13 protein-coding genes are annotated in these 14169 nt (G+C 41.4%); 10 read left to right on the top strand and 3 right to left on the bottom strand.

Annotated elements, in window-relative coordinates:
* Positions 1-14: 14 nt before the first annotated feature.
* Positions 15-950 (bottom strand): nucleoside hydrolase, encoded by a 936-nt coding sequence (locus P855_RS0112090; protein WP_028783822.1) that lies wholly within the window; start codon positions 948-950, stop codon positions 15-17.
* 207 nt (positions 951-1157) lie between these two features.
* On the opposite strand from P855_RS0112090, the gene P855_RS0112085 reads away from it, so the two are divergent.
* Both P855_RS0112085 and P855_RS22655 read left to right on the top strand, forming a co-directional pair.
* Positions 1158-1346 carry a hypothetical protein gene (locus P855_RS0112085; RefSeq protein WP_028783821.1) on the top strand — a complete coding sequence of 63 codons (189 nt, stop codon included), beginning with the start codon at positions 1158-1160 and terminating at the stop codon, positions 1344-1346.
* 140 nt (positions 1347-1486) lie between these two features.
* Positions 1487-1621 (top strand): hypothetical protein, encoded by a 135-nt coding sequence (locus tag P855_RS22655; RefSeq protein WP_268744491.1) that lies wholly within the window; start codon positions 1487-1489, stop codon positions 1619-1621.
* A gap of 194 nt (positions 1622-1815) precedes the next feature.
* Here P855_RS22655 and P855_RS0112075 read toward each other — a convergent pair whose 3' ends face one another.
* A complete protein-coding gene (locus P855_RS0112075) occupies positions 1816-3147 on the bottom strand; it encodes a short-chain fatty acid transporter (protein WP_028783820.1) in 1332 nt (443 codons plus the stop codon).
* A 426-nt stretch (positions 3148-3573) separates the two neighbouring features.
* On the opposite strand from P855_RS0112075, the gene P855_RS0112070 reads away from it, so the two are divergent.
* Positions 3574-5364, top strand: a complete 1791-nt coding sequence (locus P855_RS0112070) for an LTA synthase family protein (RefSeq protein WP_028783819.1) — start codon at positions 3574-3576, stop codon at positions 5362-5364.
* Between the two features lie 66 nt (positions 5365-5430).
* On the opposite strand, the gene P855_RS0112065 is transcribed toward P855_RS0112070, so the two are convergent.
* Positions 5431-6672: a dicarboxylate/amino acid:cation symporter gene (locus P855_RS0112065; protein ID WP_028783818.1), complete on the bottom strand. Its 1242-nt coding sequence runs from the start codon at positions 6670-6672 to the stop codon at positions 5431-5433.
* A 576-nt stretch (positions 6673-7248) separates the two neighbouring features.
* Between P855_RS0112065 and P855_RS0112060 the strand changes: the two genes are divergently transcribed.
* From P855_RS0112060 to P855_RS0112030, 7 genes are all read left to right on the top strand, one after another.
* The gene (locus P855_RS0112060; protein WP_028783817.1) at positions 7249-7683 is read left to right on the top strand and encodes a ferritin-like domain-containing protein; all 435 of its coding nucleotides are present in this window, start codon (positions 7249-7251) and stop codon (positions 7681-7683) included.
* Positions 7684-8099: 416 nt separating this feature from the next.
* Positions 8100-9401: an ABC transporter substrate-binding protein gene (locus P855_RS0112055; protein WP_028783816.1), complete on the top strand. Its 1302-nt coding sequence runs from the start codon at positions 8100-8102 to the stop codon at positions 9399-9401.
* Positions 9402-9590: 189 nt separating this feature from the next.
* A complete protein-coding gene (locus P855_RS0112050; protein WP_028783815.1) occupies positions 9591-10451 on the top strand; it encodes a carbohydrate ABC transporter permease in 861 nt (286 codons plus the stop codon).
* Positions 10451-11272, top strand: coding sequence for a carbohydrate ABC transporter permease (locus P855_RS0112045; RefSeq protein WP_028783814.1), 822 nt, complete (start codon positions 10451-10453; stop codon positions 11270-11272). Before P855_RS0112050 ends, P855_RS0112045 begins: the two co-directional genes overlap by 1 nt.
* A gap of 19 nt (positions 11273-11291) precedes the next feature.
* Positions 11292-12332 carry a LacI family DNA-binding transcriptional regulator gene (locus P855_RS0112040; RefSeq protein ID WP_028783813.1) on the top strand — a complete coding sequence of 347 codons (1041 nt, stop codon included), beginning with the start codon at positions 11292-11294 and terminating at the stop codon, positions 12330-12332.
* Positions 12333-12395: 63 nt separating this feature from the next.
* Positions 12396-13115 carry a ThuA domain-containing protein gene (locus tag P855_RS0112035; RefSeq protein WP_028783812.1) on the top strand — a complete coding sequence of 240 codons (720 nt, stop codon included), beginning with the start codon at positions 12396-12398 and terminating at the stop codon, positions 13113-13115.
* 22 nt (positions 13116-13137) lie between these two features.
* Positions 13138-14169: a Gfo/Idh/MocA family protein gene (locus P855_RS0112030; protein ID WP_028783811.1), complete on the top strand. Its 1032-nt coding sequence runs from the start codon at positions 13138-13140 to the stop codon at positions 14167-14169.

Below are 14169 nucleotides of genomic sequence, written 5' to 3'. Positions count from 1 at the left end.
GCTTCTGCGGTGTTTTAATAGGAGTCCAAGCTTTCTTTCAACAAGATCCAAAACTTTTCCTCATCCAGTCCATATGCGAAATGAACATTAGGCTCTTTCCCTGTTACCCCCAACAAATCCACGCACGTCATGCCGTAGGAGAATTCCCCTTTTGTTTCGATATCGACACGGACATGTTTGAATTCAAAAATCGATGGATCAATCAGGTAAGCGACTGTACAGGCATCATGGATGGGAGCACCGTCAAATCCGAAGTATTCCTGGTAGGTATGTTTGAAAAAATCAAGCATTTCAACTACGGTATTGGCGACCGGATTTTTAATCGCAGCCAGCTCATCGATGATCCTGTCCGTTGCCTGTGCCTTGTGGGTGATGTCGAGACCGAACATGGTCAGGGGTACGCCGCTTTCGAAAACTACTTTCGCTGCTTCGGCGTCCCCATAAATATTGAACTCAGCTGCAGGTGTCCAGTTGCCGAATGTTCCGCCGCCCATCAAGACGATTTTCCTGATTTTAGGGATGATAGCAGGTTCTTTTATCACCGCCAACGCAATATTGGTAAGCGGTCCGGTGGGCACCAGCGTTATGGGCTTGTTTGTTGTAAGGACTTTATCGATGATCAGGTCGGCTGCGTGGATTTCTTCTATTGTTTTGACCGGATGCTCTGGGAATTGAGGCCCATCGAGACCACTTTCTGCGTGTATTTCTTCAGCAACTTCACTCTCTTTTACTAATGGCCGTTGTGCTCCTTTGGCAAGCGGGACATTGTTTAAATCGAGTAAATCACAAATACGCTGGGCGTTTAGCGTTGTCTTCTCTACGGATACATTACCTGCTACTGTCGTGATTGCTTCGATATTTATAGCAGCATTTGAAGCGGCCATGATGATAGCGATTGCATCATCATGGCCTGGGTCGCAATCTATTATTACATTTGCTGGATTTGTCATCCTACTGCCTCCTTTTCTATCAATTATAAAGAAAAGTGTCGAAGATTGATATTTTCCTGCAAAAAAGAAGAGCTTTTATCATTTTTTAAAAGGTGAAAATTAAATTTTACAGCACTATATAATAGATATTCTACTATTTTAACACTTAGCCAAACTGGATGGATAAAGACTAAAATATAGCTATATTCCAAAAAGGGGGAACATGCGATGTATGAAGATTTAAAGGAAGAGATCCGCCAGGAGGAACTGCGTGAAATAATGGATGAGTATACAACTACGTGCTGGAGGTGCCAGGAAGCCGTAGATCAATCAGAAATTGTGACTGTAACCGACGGCAGAACGTATTGGAAAGAATTATGCCCGGACTGTTTCGAGTTTCATCAGACAAGAAGGTGACAGCCGGGATAACAACCATACTGGAAGTCAGATGCTAAATATACACAAAAATTTACAAAAAACTACAGATATTCCTCTTCATTTATGGTATGATTCTAGTTATCGACATACGGGAATCGATAGATTAGGAGGGATAGTAGTTGGAAGAACAGCGGAAACTGACGGAAATGTTGCAGAACCTGATTAAGAAGACAGAAACAAAAGAAATCCAGTCTTCGGAAGAAATGATCAAACAAATTGTCGCTGACCTTGAAGGTTATCAATATCAAAATTAAGGCATTCATACCATAGATATACAAAAGTCCGCCGCTCGGGAATTTGCTCCCAAGCGACGGACTCTTTTAGATGGTTAGGACATTATAAAATTTTCTTTTTGTTGTTAATTTCATAGTGGGTGTCATCCAGCTCCAGCGTCTACCTCATCGAGGTCTTAAGCTTGTCGGGGGTGAGTAAGGGTATTGCGCTTTTGTTATAAAAACAATAGTGCCAGCGAAATCGGAACTGCGCTCCAGAACAGAATAATGACGCAGAATCCCATGATATCTTTTACTTTCAACCCTGCTATGGCGAGCAAAGGTAAGGCCCAGAATGGCTGGATCATATTGGTCCAGGCGTCTCCCCATGCAACTGCCATCGCTGTCTTAGCTGTATCGACTCCAAGTTCCATGGCTGCAGGAATCATGATTGGTGCCTGTACGGCCCATTGACCGCCTCCTGATGGTACGAAGAAGTTGACAATCCCGGCACTTAGGAACGTGAATAATGGAAAGGTGAATTCCGTGGAAATGCTAACAAACCACCTTGACATTTCTTCAGATAGTCCGGAAGCTACCATCATCCCCATGATACCAGCGTAGAAAGGGAACTGGATGATGATGCCCCCTGCATTTTTTACGCCATCTGTCACCGTATTTAAGAAACGTCTTGGGGTTTTATGAAAAATGATGCCTAAAAATAAGAAAATGAAGTTGACGATATTGATATTCAAATCGAGCCCATTCTGTATAAAATGAAAAATGATGAAAGCTAAACCTAAGATCCCGATCAACATGGAAAGTATCATACTGTTTTCCAAGCGCTCTGCCGGTGTCATGTCAGCTGCAGCAGTTGCGGCAAGTTCCTCTTCCGCTGATTCCATTTCCAAAAAGTCCAGGTTATTTTTACTTAAATCCCCGCTTGTTTTCAATAGCCAAAAGTTCAAGAGTGGCAGGGATACAAGTAACACCAGCACAATAGTAATATTCAGGCTGCTGAAGAGTGTTTCCGTGACAGGAATACTGCCGATTGAATCAGCTAAAAAATGATCCTCTGTGGCTATGGTTAAGGGGATTGAGCCGGACAATCCGCCATGCCAGACGATAAAACCCCCGTAAGCACTGGCCATCAATAACCGGTAATCAACGTTTGGTACCCTTTTTGCTACATGAACGGCAAGCAAGGCCCCGACTACCAGCCCAAAACCATAATTGATCAAACAAGCGACAGCAGTTACGAACGTTACTAGCATGATTGCCTTACCAGGTGTTTTAGCGAGCTGGCTTAGCTTGGATAAAAGTGATTTAACAACCGGCGTGTTAGCTAATATGTATCCGGTAACAACAATCAGGGACATTTGCATGGCAAAAGCCAGAAGATTCCAAAATCCATCGCCCCAGTATTGAACCATTTCCCCAGGAGAGCTGTCTGTAATTCCTATCCCCAATCCAAAAACTACGAGTGTCAATAAAACCGCAAATAAAAATGCGTCCGGCAGGTAACGTTGGACCAGACGATCAAAAAATGATGTGATACCTTTTAACATCGTGTTCCTCCCTCTATTTGTAATCGGTTACAAAAAATCTGTTTCCTTCTTAATAATTGTTATTGGACTGGTGGGTAGATTATTCGGATTAGAAGGAAAATTCAGACTAATACTAGTTTCTTAAAAATATGGCGTAAATGCAAGTACCTTTTCCTTTGTTATACACCAGTATTGGGATGGCAAGAGGCAAACTGCTGCTATTTATTTGTGAAATTTCACTTCTACAGAAGGTATATAGAGAAGATAAGGCTAATCGATTCAGCTAAACACTATAATAATAACCTTCATGATGACAAACATTCTTTTTCTTACATTGTTTGGTATTTTTGTGTTCAGCACCTCATAAATATAGGAAGGTTTCATACATTTTTTAAAGTTATATCCAAATACTAAAGCAATAGCTGTATTGGAAAAGGAGCGCTCAGAATGAACAGAGTTATCTTATATGTATTATTTACCTTAGCTGCTTCTCTAAAATTAATTTTTGTCAGCCAATTGTTGCTTACTGATTTATCGAAAGGGGCAATTCTGGTTTCTATCGGTTTTTCCATGGTACTGTTCAGTATGATGTTTCTATTCGATAAATACTGGGTTTGGTACGGGATATCTGCAGCATCAGGTGTCAGTTTATATACGTGGGGTTCTTATTTATACATGGTTTATTTCCAGGCTCCATTTTCTACTTACATAACCCTTCAGGCTTCGAATTTATCCGGTATGACAGAAAGTATTTTTAATCAGATATCCTTGGGGCAATTTGGTTTTTTCATGGATATACTGTTAGTTTTGGGATTCTTTATTTATACAAGGCGCCGGAATAATACTATTGAAACCGGCCGTAATTTTAAAGCTTTTGGCATGATCGCAATACTTGCTGTACTTCTTGTATCTTTAAAACCTGCTTCCATGTATCTCAATGATATGGAGAATTTACTATTGAAAAAATATACTTCGACTTCTTATATAGGTAATTACGGGATAGTAGGACATCAAGTAATTGATTTCATCGATTTTACTACATCTCAGCAAGAACTTGAGCTTAGTGCTGAGGAAATTGATAATATTCACGGTTTCTTGTCAAATGAGGAAAATATTTCTAAGCGTAAGAGACCCTTGCTTGAAGCAGGCATATTTGAAGGAAAAAACTTATTAATGATTCAATTTGAGTCTTTGCAGCAGTTTGTAATCGGAGAAAAAGTAAATGGAGAGGAAATCACTCCCAGCTTGAATAAATGGCTGGAATCCAGTTTATCTTTTAATCATTATTATCCACAAACAGCTGAAGGCAATAGTTCAGATGCTGAATTACTAGTTCTTAATAGTATTTATCCTTTAAAGGAGGGGAGCACTTTTTTCCGTTACCCAACTGCCGAATATCCCTCTTTAGCAAAGCATTTTAGTTCACTTGGTTATACAACAACGGCCTTCCATGGAGACGAGGGGTCATTTTGGAATAGGGATCTCGTTTATCCATCGATGGGATTTGAACGCTATTATGATATTACCGAATTTCAAAACCTAAATACAAATCAAATAGGTATGGGACTGAGCGATCAGGCGTTCTTTGAACAAACAGCAGAAATAATAAAGAAGCAAAAAGAACCTTATTTTTCTATGTTAATCACTCTTACTTCCCATACACCATTCCATATTCCTGAAGAAAAAAAGCTATTGGACACAGGAGAATTAAAAGGAACCCAGCTTGGTAACTATTTTGAAAGCATCCATTACACAGACCATTATCTTGGTGCTTTCTTAAACAATCTTGAAAAGAATGGTGAACTGAAAGACACTGTGGTGGTCATTTATGGTGATCATAACGGAATATTTAAGGAATCAAAATCAGAGGTGGAGCGCTGGAGAAAGAAAAAAATAACAGATGAATCGTGGAAGCTCTCTTATATGTCCGTGCCTTTTATCGTGATTGGTGACTCTCTTAGTGAATCTCGGGTTGTGTCCGATGTAATGGGGCAGGTTGATACTGCTCCTACACTTTTGGATTGGTTCGGATTTTCGCAAGAAACTTATGAGTCTTATTCGCTCGGTCACAATATGAACAGCTATATCAATGAGAATATATTTTTGCTTCGAGGTGATTATGGAGAAAGTATCGTAATCGGCAATGATGGAAGGATTTCAGAATATCAACCAGTCCATTCAGAAACCCTGGAAATATCAGAGCAGTTGATCAAATCGAATTTTCTTTTAAAAAAATAATGTTGTTTAAAGCTGATCTCTATAAATATAAAGGAACAGACCGATGGGCCTGTTCCTTTTAAAATGTTATGAAATTTCTTCTGCTGTCTTTTGTTCCGAAATTCCGTGTTTCTTTTCAGATTCGGAAATTACCACAGCACATGCGGCATCCCCATAGACATTGACGGCAGTCCGCGTCATATCGAGCAGACGGTCAATACCCAGGATAAGTGCGATACCTTCTACTGGCAGGGCAACCTGGTTCAGCACCATGGCGAGCATGATCAGTCCGACCCCTGGTACGCCTGCTGTACCGATACTTGCGAGAACAGCGACCACCACGATCATGATCAACTGACTGAATGCCAGATCGGTACCATAGACCTGTGCGATGAAAATAGTCGCAACCCCCTGCATGATGGCGGTACCATCCATGTTGATAGTTGCTCCTAAAGGCTGAACAAAGCTACTGATCGGTTTAGGAACATTCAGGTTTTCCTGGGCTGTTTTCATGGAAACCGGGAGCGTTGAACTACTGCTCGAGGTACTGAATGCTACCGTGGCAGCAGGAAAAAATCCTTTGAAAAAGTGTACCGGATTCATTTTTCCTAAGAACGATACAGCCGAACCATAGACAGCGAATAAATGGATGAATAATGCCGCTAAAACGACCAGCATGTAGGCGATCATTGCCATCATGCCATCGATTCCCATCGTTCCGATTGCTGAAGCCAGCAAACCGAATGCACCATAAGGAGCGAATCGCATGATCAAATTGACGAGGAACATCATGATTTCGTTCCCTTGTTCGATGACTCTCATGACGCTTTCTGTCTTTTTACCAAGCATGGCAAGTGCAAATCCGATGAATACGGAGAATGCAATGATTTGCAGCATGTTGGCTTCTGCCATCGACTGAATCGGGTTGGTCGGTATGATATTGGTAAATGTTTCTACTACGGTAGGTGCTTTCTGGCTTTCATATTCAGCTCCGCCGGTATCAAAGTCACCGCTTCCTGGCTGGAAGATGTAAGCAAGGGCAATGGCAATTGTGATTGCCACTGTCGTGGTACCGAGGAAAAAGGCGATCGTTTTACCACCGATTCGTCCCAGCTTCTTGGGATCCCCTAATGCTGCCACCCCGAGTGTGATGGAGAAGAATACAATCGGTACGACCAGCATCTTGATCAAGTTGAGGAAAATAGTGCCAAGCGGGCTGAAGATATACTTATCTAAAGTAGTGAATAAGTCCGGAGCAGTCAAATGCAGGACCAAACCTACGGCGGCACCTAAAACGAGGCCGAGCAATATCTTGGTTGTCAGTTTCATAGTGTTGTTCCCTCCTATATGTGATGATATTCAGTTTTTGTGGGAAAATGGATAGTGGGAATTGCTTTTTTTGGGGTGTTCTATCTAAAAAAAAACACTGCCAGGCGGCCAGGTTGCTTTTCCCCTTTTATAAACTACCATAAATATTAATGCACGTAAAAATTTTAAGACCAATATAAGAAAAAATTAATAGTTATGTAATGCATACGTAAAAAAACGACTATTTAGAATGTAAAAATGTAAACAACCTCCATGGAAGCCATTATTTGGAGTGCATTGGGGGGTTATATTCCGTTCCCTTAACTTTTTTATAAAGGTTTTTATAATCATGCATGATTATTTCGTGCCGGGTAAAAATATCCTACAGTGATTGGCTGAGATTATCTCTATCGAAATCTGTGTATTTTATATCCGCACACACGAATTACCGTGCTCTGTGATATCCCTCACTTCATGAAGTTTAAAAAATCTCTAAAATGAAATATATATATAGAAGATGTTTCACATTGGTGTTATACGGGTATAGGTATATTGTAGAGAGACGAACAAACTATTTATAAGAAAGGATGTTGTTTAATGGATGCAAAAATGAAAGAATTGATTGAAGGATTGAATGAGGACTTAGCACACGAATATGCAGCGTCGATTATGTATACGTTCAATGCTGCTACCGTAGATGGTCTGTACTATTCTGTACTGAAGCCATTTTTTGAAGGTGAAATCGGTGACGAGCAGGGACATGCCCTGTACCTGTCAGAAAAAATTAAAACATTAGGCGGGACACCAACTACGAAACCTGCGGAGGTCAAACAGTTAGAAAACGTAAAAGAAATGCTCGAGGAAGCACGTAAATCCGAGGAAGCAACGATCAAACGGTATGAAATTCGTAAAGAACAAGCAGAAGAATTAGGTTTGACAGAGCTTGTCGTCAAACTGGATGACATGATTGCTGATGAAACTCATCATATGGAAGAAATGGATCGCCTGTTAGCAGATCCACGCCTTCAATAAAAATCGATAAGAACATAAAGACGCCCAGCTTATGGGCGTTTTTTTAATTTTTAGCTGCATCCTGTAAAGTTAAGGCTGTTGAAATACATTTTATTCACCAATATTCTTCCAATTATTACCCTTGGATAGTTAAATAGAATCAACCGTAAACTTTCTGAAAATTAAGGTTGTATTTTATAAAATAGCGTGATATGATTTGTTTAATGATTTTGTGCAAACGTATTCACAAAAATTGCGCAAGCCTTGCTCTATGGTACTATTAAGTGCAATTCAAGCAGTTTGCATTTTTTTACATATTCCAATGCAAACGTATGCGCCGGTGTTTTTATCTATCAATCTAGCAGGACAAGCGTGATATTTTGTGAATAATGGAAGCGCATTCATTCTATCCTATCCCATCTTAAGGAGTGTTTTACATGAGGAAGAAAAAGCTTTATGGCGTAGCTTCTGCATTACTGGCATCCAGTATCGCATTGGCTGGCTGTTCATTTGGTGCAGGCTCGGATTCTGGTTCGGACGGGGGATCTGGAGATCAAGTAACCGTTGATATTTTCCAATTCAAAGTGGAATTCAAGGAACAATTTGAAGCGCTGACAAAGAAATATGAAGAAGAAAATCCTAACGTAAATATTAATGTGAAAACTGTCGGCGGAGGAAATGATTACGGGTCTTCCTTGAAGACTTCCTTCTCTTCAGGAGAAGAACCTGACATTTTTAACATTGGCGGACCATCCGACGTGGAAACGTATGAAAAATACTTAGCAGATATGTCGGATACAAAAGCTGCTAAAACAGCTTTGGAAGGTACACTAACAAGTGTCAAAAAGAATGGGGAGACCCTTGGCCTGCCATTCAACCAGGAAGGGTATGGCATTCTTTACAATAAGAAAATTTTCGAAGAAGCAGGCATCAACCCGGACGACATTAAAACACATGAAGATTTAGTGAAAGCAACAGAAACATTGGAAAGTAAAAAAGAAGAACTCGGTATTCAGGCACCGTTCGCTCTGCCCGCTAAAGAAACATGGGTAATCGGTAATCACCTTGCCAATACATTCCTTGCTGATGAATTCAATCATGATGTAATGGAAGCTTACAAGGCAGATACCGTTAAATTCGCAATGGGAGATCAGATGAAGCGTTTCCTTGATTTGCAAAACGAATATTCCGTACAGCCGACACTTAGTCTGGATTATTCTCAGCAGGTTGAAGAATTGTTCTCTTTAGGAAAAGTAGCTATGATTCAGCAAGGGAACTGGGTATACAATACCATTCTTCAAATGGACGAGGAGATGGCAAAGAATAATGTAGGTCTCATGCCGATTCCAGTTGAAGGCTATGAAGGAAGTATTCCTGTAGGCGTTCCAATGTACTGGGCTGTCAACAAACAATCTGAAGATAAAGTGGTCAAAGAAAGTAAAGAATTCTTAGACTGGATGTATACTTCTGAAAAAGGTAAGAAATTCGTTACTGAAGAATTCAAATTCATCCCTGCCTACAAAGGTTATGAAGATCAAAAAATTGCGGATCCAATTTCTAAAGAAATCTATGAATATGCAGCTGCAGGAGACACCTTGGGATGGGTATTCCTGGGAGCGCCAACAAATTGGACAGAAGGAAGTCTCGCTGTCAACATGCAGAAGTACCTAAGTGGAGATATCACATGGGAACAGGTAGAAGAAAATGCACGGAAAGACTGGGAAGAATCGCGTCAATAAGCTAATTTTTACTGACATAGACAGCTGATACTCAGTTTTCCATTGTTAATCACATTTGAAAATATCTCTTCTGTCAGGTGATAGAACCTACTGCCTGATGGTTGAGATGTTTTCATTTATACATCAGAAGCAAACCAAAAAAACGGTATACAAATGGTTTATCGTGCTCAGTATTGGAGGAAAAAACAGATGCAAAACCGCAGCCCGGCCTTTTGGCTTTTTCTTACACCGGTTATTCTAGCCCTGGGAATCGTGGTGGTCATTCCGTTCGTATATGGGCTTGTCTATTCGTTTACCGATTGGAATGGGCTCACAGCTACTAAGTTTATCGGTTTTGAACACTACATCAACTTGTTTCAGGAAAAAGAGTTTATGAATTCGATCTGGTTCACAGTTAAGTTTGCAGTAGCATCCGTACTGCTATTGAATTTTTTTGGACTCGCACTTGCCTTGATTGTTACGCGAAATATTAAATCCAACAATCTGTTACGGACAGTCTTTTTCATGCCGAACCTGATTGGCGGTCTGATTCTCGGTTTTATCTGGCAGTTTATTTTTGTCAGTGTGTTCGGGGACATCGGTGAATTGCTGGGTGTCAAATCCCTGCAAGGCTGGCTTTCGACGACAGAGACCGGGTTCTGGGGCTTGGTTATTTTGACTGCCTGGCAGATGGCCGGCTATATCATGATCATTTACATCGCTTACTTAGAGAACATTCCGAAAGAATTGATTGAGGCGGCTAAAATCGATGGAGCGAGCAGCTTTCAGCGTTTCAAAAATATCACATTTCCGCTTGTGGCACCGGCTTTCACAATCAGTATGTTTTTGACGCTTTCGACGTCATTCAAAATTTATGACCAGAACTTATCCTTGACGAATGGCGGTCCTTATAACTCCACCCAGATGGTTGCGATGGAAATCGTTCGGACGGCTTTCTCAGATAATCAAATGTCCTATGCACAGGCAAAGGCTGTCATTTTTTTCCTGATTGTCGCTGTCGTTGCACTGACGCAGGTTTACTACAATAAGAAACGAGAGGTTGAGATGTAATGAAAAACCAGGAAAAGAAAAGCTTATTCTCAATCGAAATTCTCGGTATCATTTTGGGGTTATTATGGATTGCACCGTTTTATTTAATGATTGTAAATGCTTTTAAAACGAAGCGGGATATATTCAAAGGGGTTCTTGGGTTCCCGTCAGAATGGGAATTTGATAACTTTGTCCAGGCGTTTATTGACTTAAGCTTTTTAAAATCGTTATTCAACTCTGTTTTGATTACGGGCCTCAGTGTCGGGATCATCGTTTTATTTTCATCAATGGCTGGTTACGCACTTGCTCGTAATAAGAGCAAACTTAGTGGAGTGTTGTTCTTTGTGTTCGTTGCAGCTATGTTAATTCCGTTCCAGTCGGTGATGATTCCGCTTATTTCTATTTTCGGTCAGGCAGAAATGCTGAATGCGGCTGGACTGATTTTCATGTATCTGGGCTTCGGCTGCAGCTTGTCCATATTCTTATATCACGGAGCCATGACAGGTGTTTCCAAATCATTGGATGAAGCCGCCATCATCGATGGAGCCAACCGTTTTCAGCTTTTTTGGAAAATCATATTTCCATTATTGAAGCCGATTTCCGTAACAGTCGCAATCCTGAACGTCATCTGGATTTGGAATGACTACTTATTGCCATCGCTTGTTCTAAGCGAAGCGAATGCGACGATTCCTTTGAAGATGTTTTATTTCTTTGGTCAGTATACGAAGCAATGGCACCTGGCACTGGCTGGTTTGACCATCGCGATCATCCCTGTCATCGTCGGTTATTTCTTCGCACAGAAGCAGATCATCAATGGGGTATCTGAGGGCGCTGTAAAATAAAGATGAGGAGTGGATCCAGGTGTCAGTCACAATTAAAGATGTAGCGAAACAGGCGAATGTGGCGCCATCCACAGTATCACGTGTCCTGTCGGATAGTCCGAGGATCAGTGAAAAGACGAAACGGAAAGTGCGTAAGGTAATGGACGACATGGGGTATCACCTGAATTTCAGTGGTCGTGTCCTGGTACAGCAATCGACGCAGACGATTGGAATTGTGATGAAAAAATCCTCCAGCCACTCGTTCGACAACCCCTTTTTCGCTGAGTTATTGCGTGGTATCAGTGCTTCCTGTCATAAGCATGATTACAGCATCAACATTACCACCGGTGATTCTGAGGAAGCGATATTTCGTGATGTCATTAAAATGGTACAAGGGAAACGTGTCGATGGTGTGATTGTTTTATACTCTAAAGAAGATGATCAGGTGGTTCCTTACTTGCGGGAAAGAGATTTTCCGTTTGTCATGATCGGGAAGCCGCCGGCAGATTCCAATGATATTACTTATGTGGATAACGATAATGTCGAGGCTGCGAAAGAAGTGGCGGAGTTTCTCATCCGTCTTGGACATAACCGAATCGGCTATATCGGTGGCGATTCCCATTTTGAAGTGACAACTGCCCGTTTGGCTGGTTTCAGGCAGGCAATCGCAGCGCATGACATTGAGCTGCCAGAAGATTTGTTTAAAAATATCCAGTTTGATAGTGGTGACGCAAAGAAAATTGTTTCGGAACTGCTTGAGGTAGAGCATCCTCCGACAGCATTGATCGTTACCGATGATTTTAATGCGTTAGCTGTCATGCTTGCATTGCATGAAAAAAATGTGCGGATCCCGGAGGAAATGAGCATTATTTCTTTCAACAATACGATTATTTCAAGGCTGGCGAATCCTCCATTGACGACAGTGGATACACAGTCTTATCAGCTTGGTTATGAATCGGCGGATTGTCTGGTCGAATTGCTTCGTGGAGGCGAAGTGTTCAAGAAAAGTGTCATCGTACCGACAGTGATTGTGGAAAGAGAGTCTTGTATAGCTGAACAAACGATGTTAAATAAAAAATAACTCTGTGATATTGCATCAGAGAATGCAAACGTTTGCCATTAAGAATTTAAAGGAGATGTAGTCATGAATGTTTTAGTATGGAATGAATACCGCCACGAACAGGAAAACCAAGTGGTTTCTGATATCTATCCGGAAGGAATCCACGGCGCGATTGCTGGGTTTTTAAAGGAACAAGGACACGATATAAAAACAGCAACCCTCGATGAAGAAGAACATGGACTGACCGATGAAGTGCTGGCTGAAACTGACGTACTTGTATGGTGGGGACATAAAGCGCATGAAGAAGTAAAAGACGAAATTGCAGAAAAAGTAAAGCAGCGCGTATTAGAAGGCATGGGTCTGGTTGTGCTGCACTCAGCTCATTTTTCAAAGGTCTTCAAAAAATTAATGGGAACGACCTGTGATTTGAAGTGGCGTGAAGCCGATGAAAAAGAACGATTATGGGTGGTAGAGCCAAGCCATCCAATTACAGAAGGTCTTGGACAGTATATTGAACTGGAAAAAGAAGAAATGTATGGGGAACACTTTGACATCCCGACACCAGATGAACTATTGTTTGTCAGCTGGTTTGAAGGTGGAGAAGTATTCCGGAGCGGCGCAACTTTCCGTCGTGGCCGCGGTAAGATTTTCTACTTCCGTCCTGGTCATGAAACTTATCCGACTTATCATAATAAAGAAATCCAGAAAGTCATTCAAAACGGAGTGAATTGGGTCAAGAATGAAGGGACTCCAACACATGTATATGGCAATGCAAAACCATTAGAAACGATTTCTGAAAAGTAATAATCAGGGGAGGCCAATGCAAATGGAAAAATTGAAAGTAGCTATTATCGGTTGTGGAAGTATTGCACAAAATCGTCATTTGCTTGAGTTTGAAGCAAATCAAAACATAGAAATTACTGCAGTCTGTGACATTGTTGAGGAACGGGCGATGGTAACGGGTGAGGCATTCGGCGCACAATCTTACACCAGTTATGAAGACCTGCTCGAAAAAGAGGACATCGATGCAGTCAGTGTCTGCCTGCCAAATTATTTACATGCACCCGTATCGATCGCTGCTTTGAACGCAGGCTGTCACGTGCTGTGTGAAAAGCCGATGGCGACTTCCCGTGAAGAAGCCGAAAACATGATCGAAGCTGCTGAACGTAACGGAAAGAAATTGATGATCGCTCATAATCAGCGATTCGTTTCTTCCCATGAGCGTGCGCGTAAATTGATTGAAGCTGGTGAAGCAGGAAAGATCTACAGCTTCCGGACGACATTTGGTCATGGCGGTCCTGAGGGATGGAGTGTCGATGGTTCGGATAGCTGGTTCTTCAAAAAAGATGAAGCATTCATCGGTGCGATGGGCGATTTAGGTGTACATAAGGCTGATCTTCTGCGCTATCTTTTAGGCGAAGAGTTCGTCGAAGTCGCCGGCTTTGTTGAAAATAATGCCAAAGAAAATGTTACCGTCGATGATAATGCGGTCTGTATTCTGCGAAGCGAGTCCGGCATTGTGGGGACCTTGACCGCGAGCTGGGCATATAACTCCAAGGAAGATAACTCCACAGTAATATATGGAGAGAAAGCGACACTTCGACTGGAGGACGATCCTGATTATTCCCTTATTGTCCAATATACCAATGGGGAAGTAGTTAAATATGAACTTGGTCAAATCCAGTCCAATGATGAAGGCGGACAAACAAATACAGGTGTCATCGATCATTTTGTCGACTCTATCGTCTATGACAAAAAACCGTTGATCGATGGTGAAGAAGGCAAACGTTCTTTAGAGGTTATCCTGGCTGCTGTAGAATCCGGAGAAACCAAACAAATAACCAGGTTAGTGAAGTGA

The sequence above is a fragment of the Thalassobacillus devorans MSP14 genome, assembly GCF_000496835.1.
Taxonomy (GTDB): Bacteria; Bacillota; Bacilli; order Bacillales; family Halobacillaceae; genus Thalassobacillus; species Thalassobacillus devorans_B.
Note: the sequence above shows the minus strand (reverse complement) of the source record. Positions and strands in the feature narration are given on the sequence as shown.

Coding starts and splice junctions, on each gene's coding strand:
- P855_RS0112090 (WP_028783822.1), bottom strand. CDS start 950: ATGACAAATCCAGCAAATGTAATAATAGATTGCGACCCAGGCCATGAT.
- P855_RS0112085 (WP_028783821.1), top strand. CDS start 1,158: ATGTATGAAGATTTAAAGGAAGAGATCCGCCAGGAGGAACTGCGTGAA.
- P855_RS0112075 (WP_028783820.1), bottom strand. CDS start 3,147: ATGTTAAAAGGTATCACATCATTTTTTGATCGTCTGGTCCAACGTTAC.
- P855_RS0112070 (WP_028783819.1), top strand. CDS start 3,574: ATGAACAGAGTTATCTTATATGTATTATTTACCTTAGCTGCTTCTCTA.
- P855_RS0112065 (WP_028783818.1), bottom strand. CDS start 6,672: ATGAAACTGACAACCAAGATATTGCTCGGCCTCGTTTTAGGTGCCGCC.
- P855_RS0112060 (WP_028783817.1), top strand. CDS start 7,249: ATGGATGCAAAAATGAAAGAATTGATTGAAGGATTGAATGAGGACTTA.
- P855_RS0112055 (WP_028783816.1), top strand. CDS start 8,100: ATGAGGAAGAAAAAGCTTTATGGCGTAGCTTCTGCATTACTGGCATCC.
- P855_RS0112050 (WP_028783815.1), top strand. CDS start 9,591: ATGCAAAACCGCAGCCCGGCCTTTTGGCTTTTTCTTACACCGGTTATT.
- P855_RS0112045 (WP_028783814.1), top strand. CDS start 10,451: ATGAAAAACCAGGAAAAGAAAAGCTTATTCTCAATCGAAATTCTCGGT.
- P855_RS0112035 (WP_028783812.1), top strand. CDS start 12,396: ATGAATGTTTTAGTATGGAATGAATACCGCCACGAACAGGAAAACCAA.
- P855_RS0112030 (WP_028783811.1), top strand. CDS start 13,138: ATGGAAAAATTGAAAGTAGCTATTATCGGTTGTGGAAGTATTGCACAA.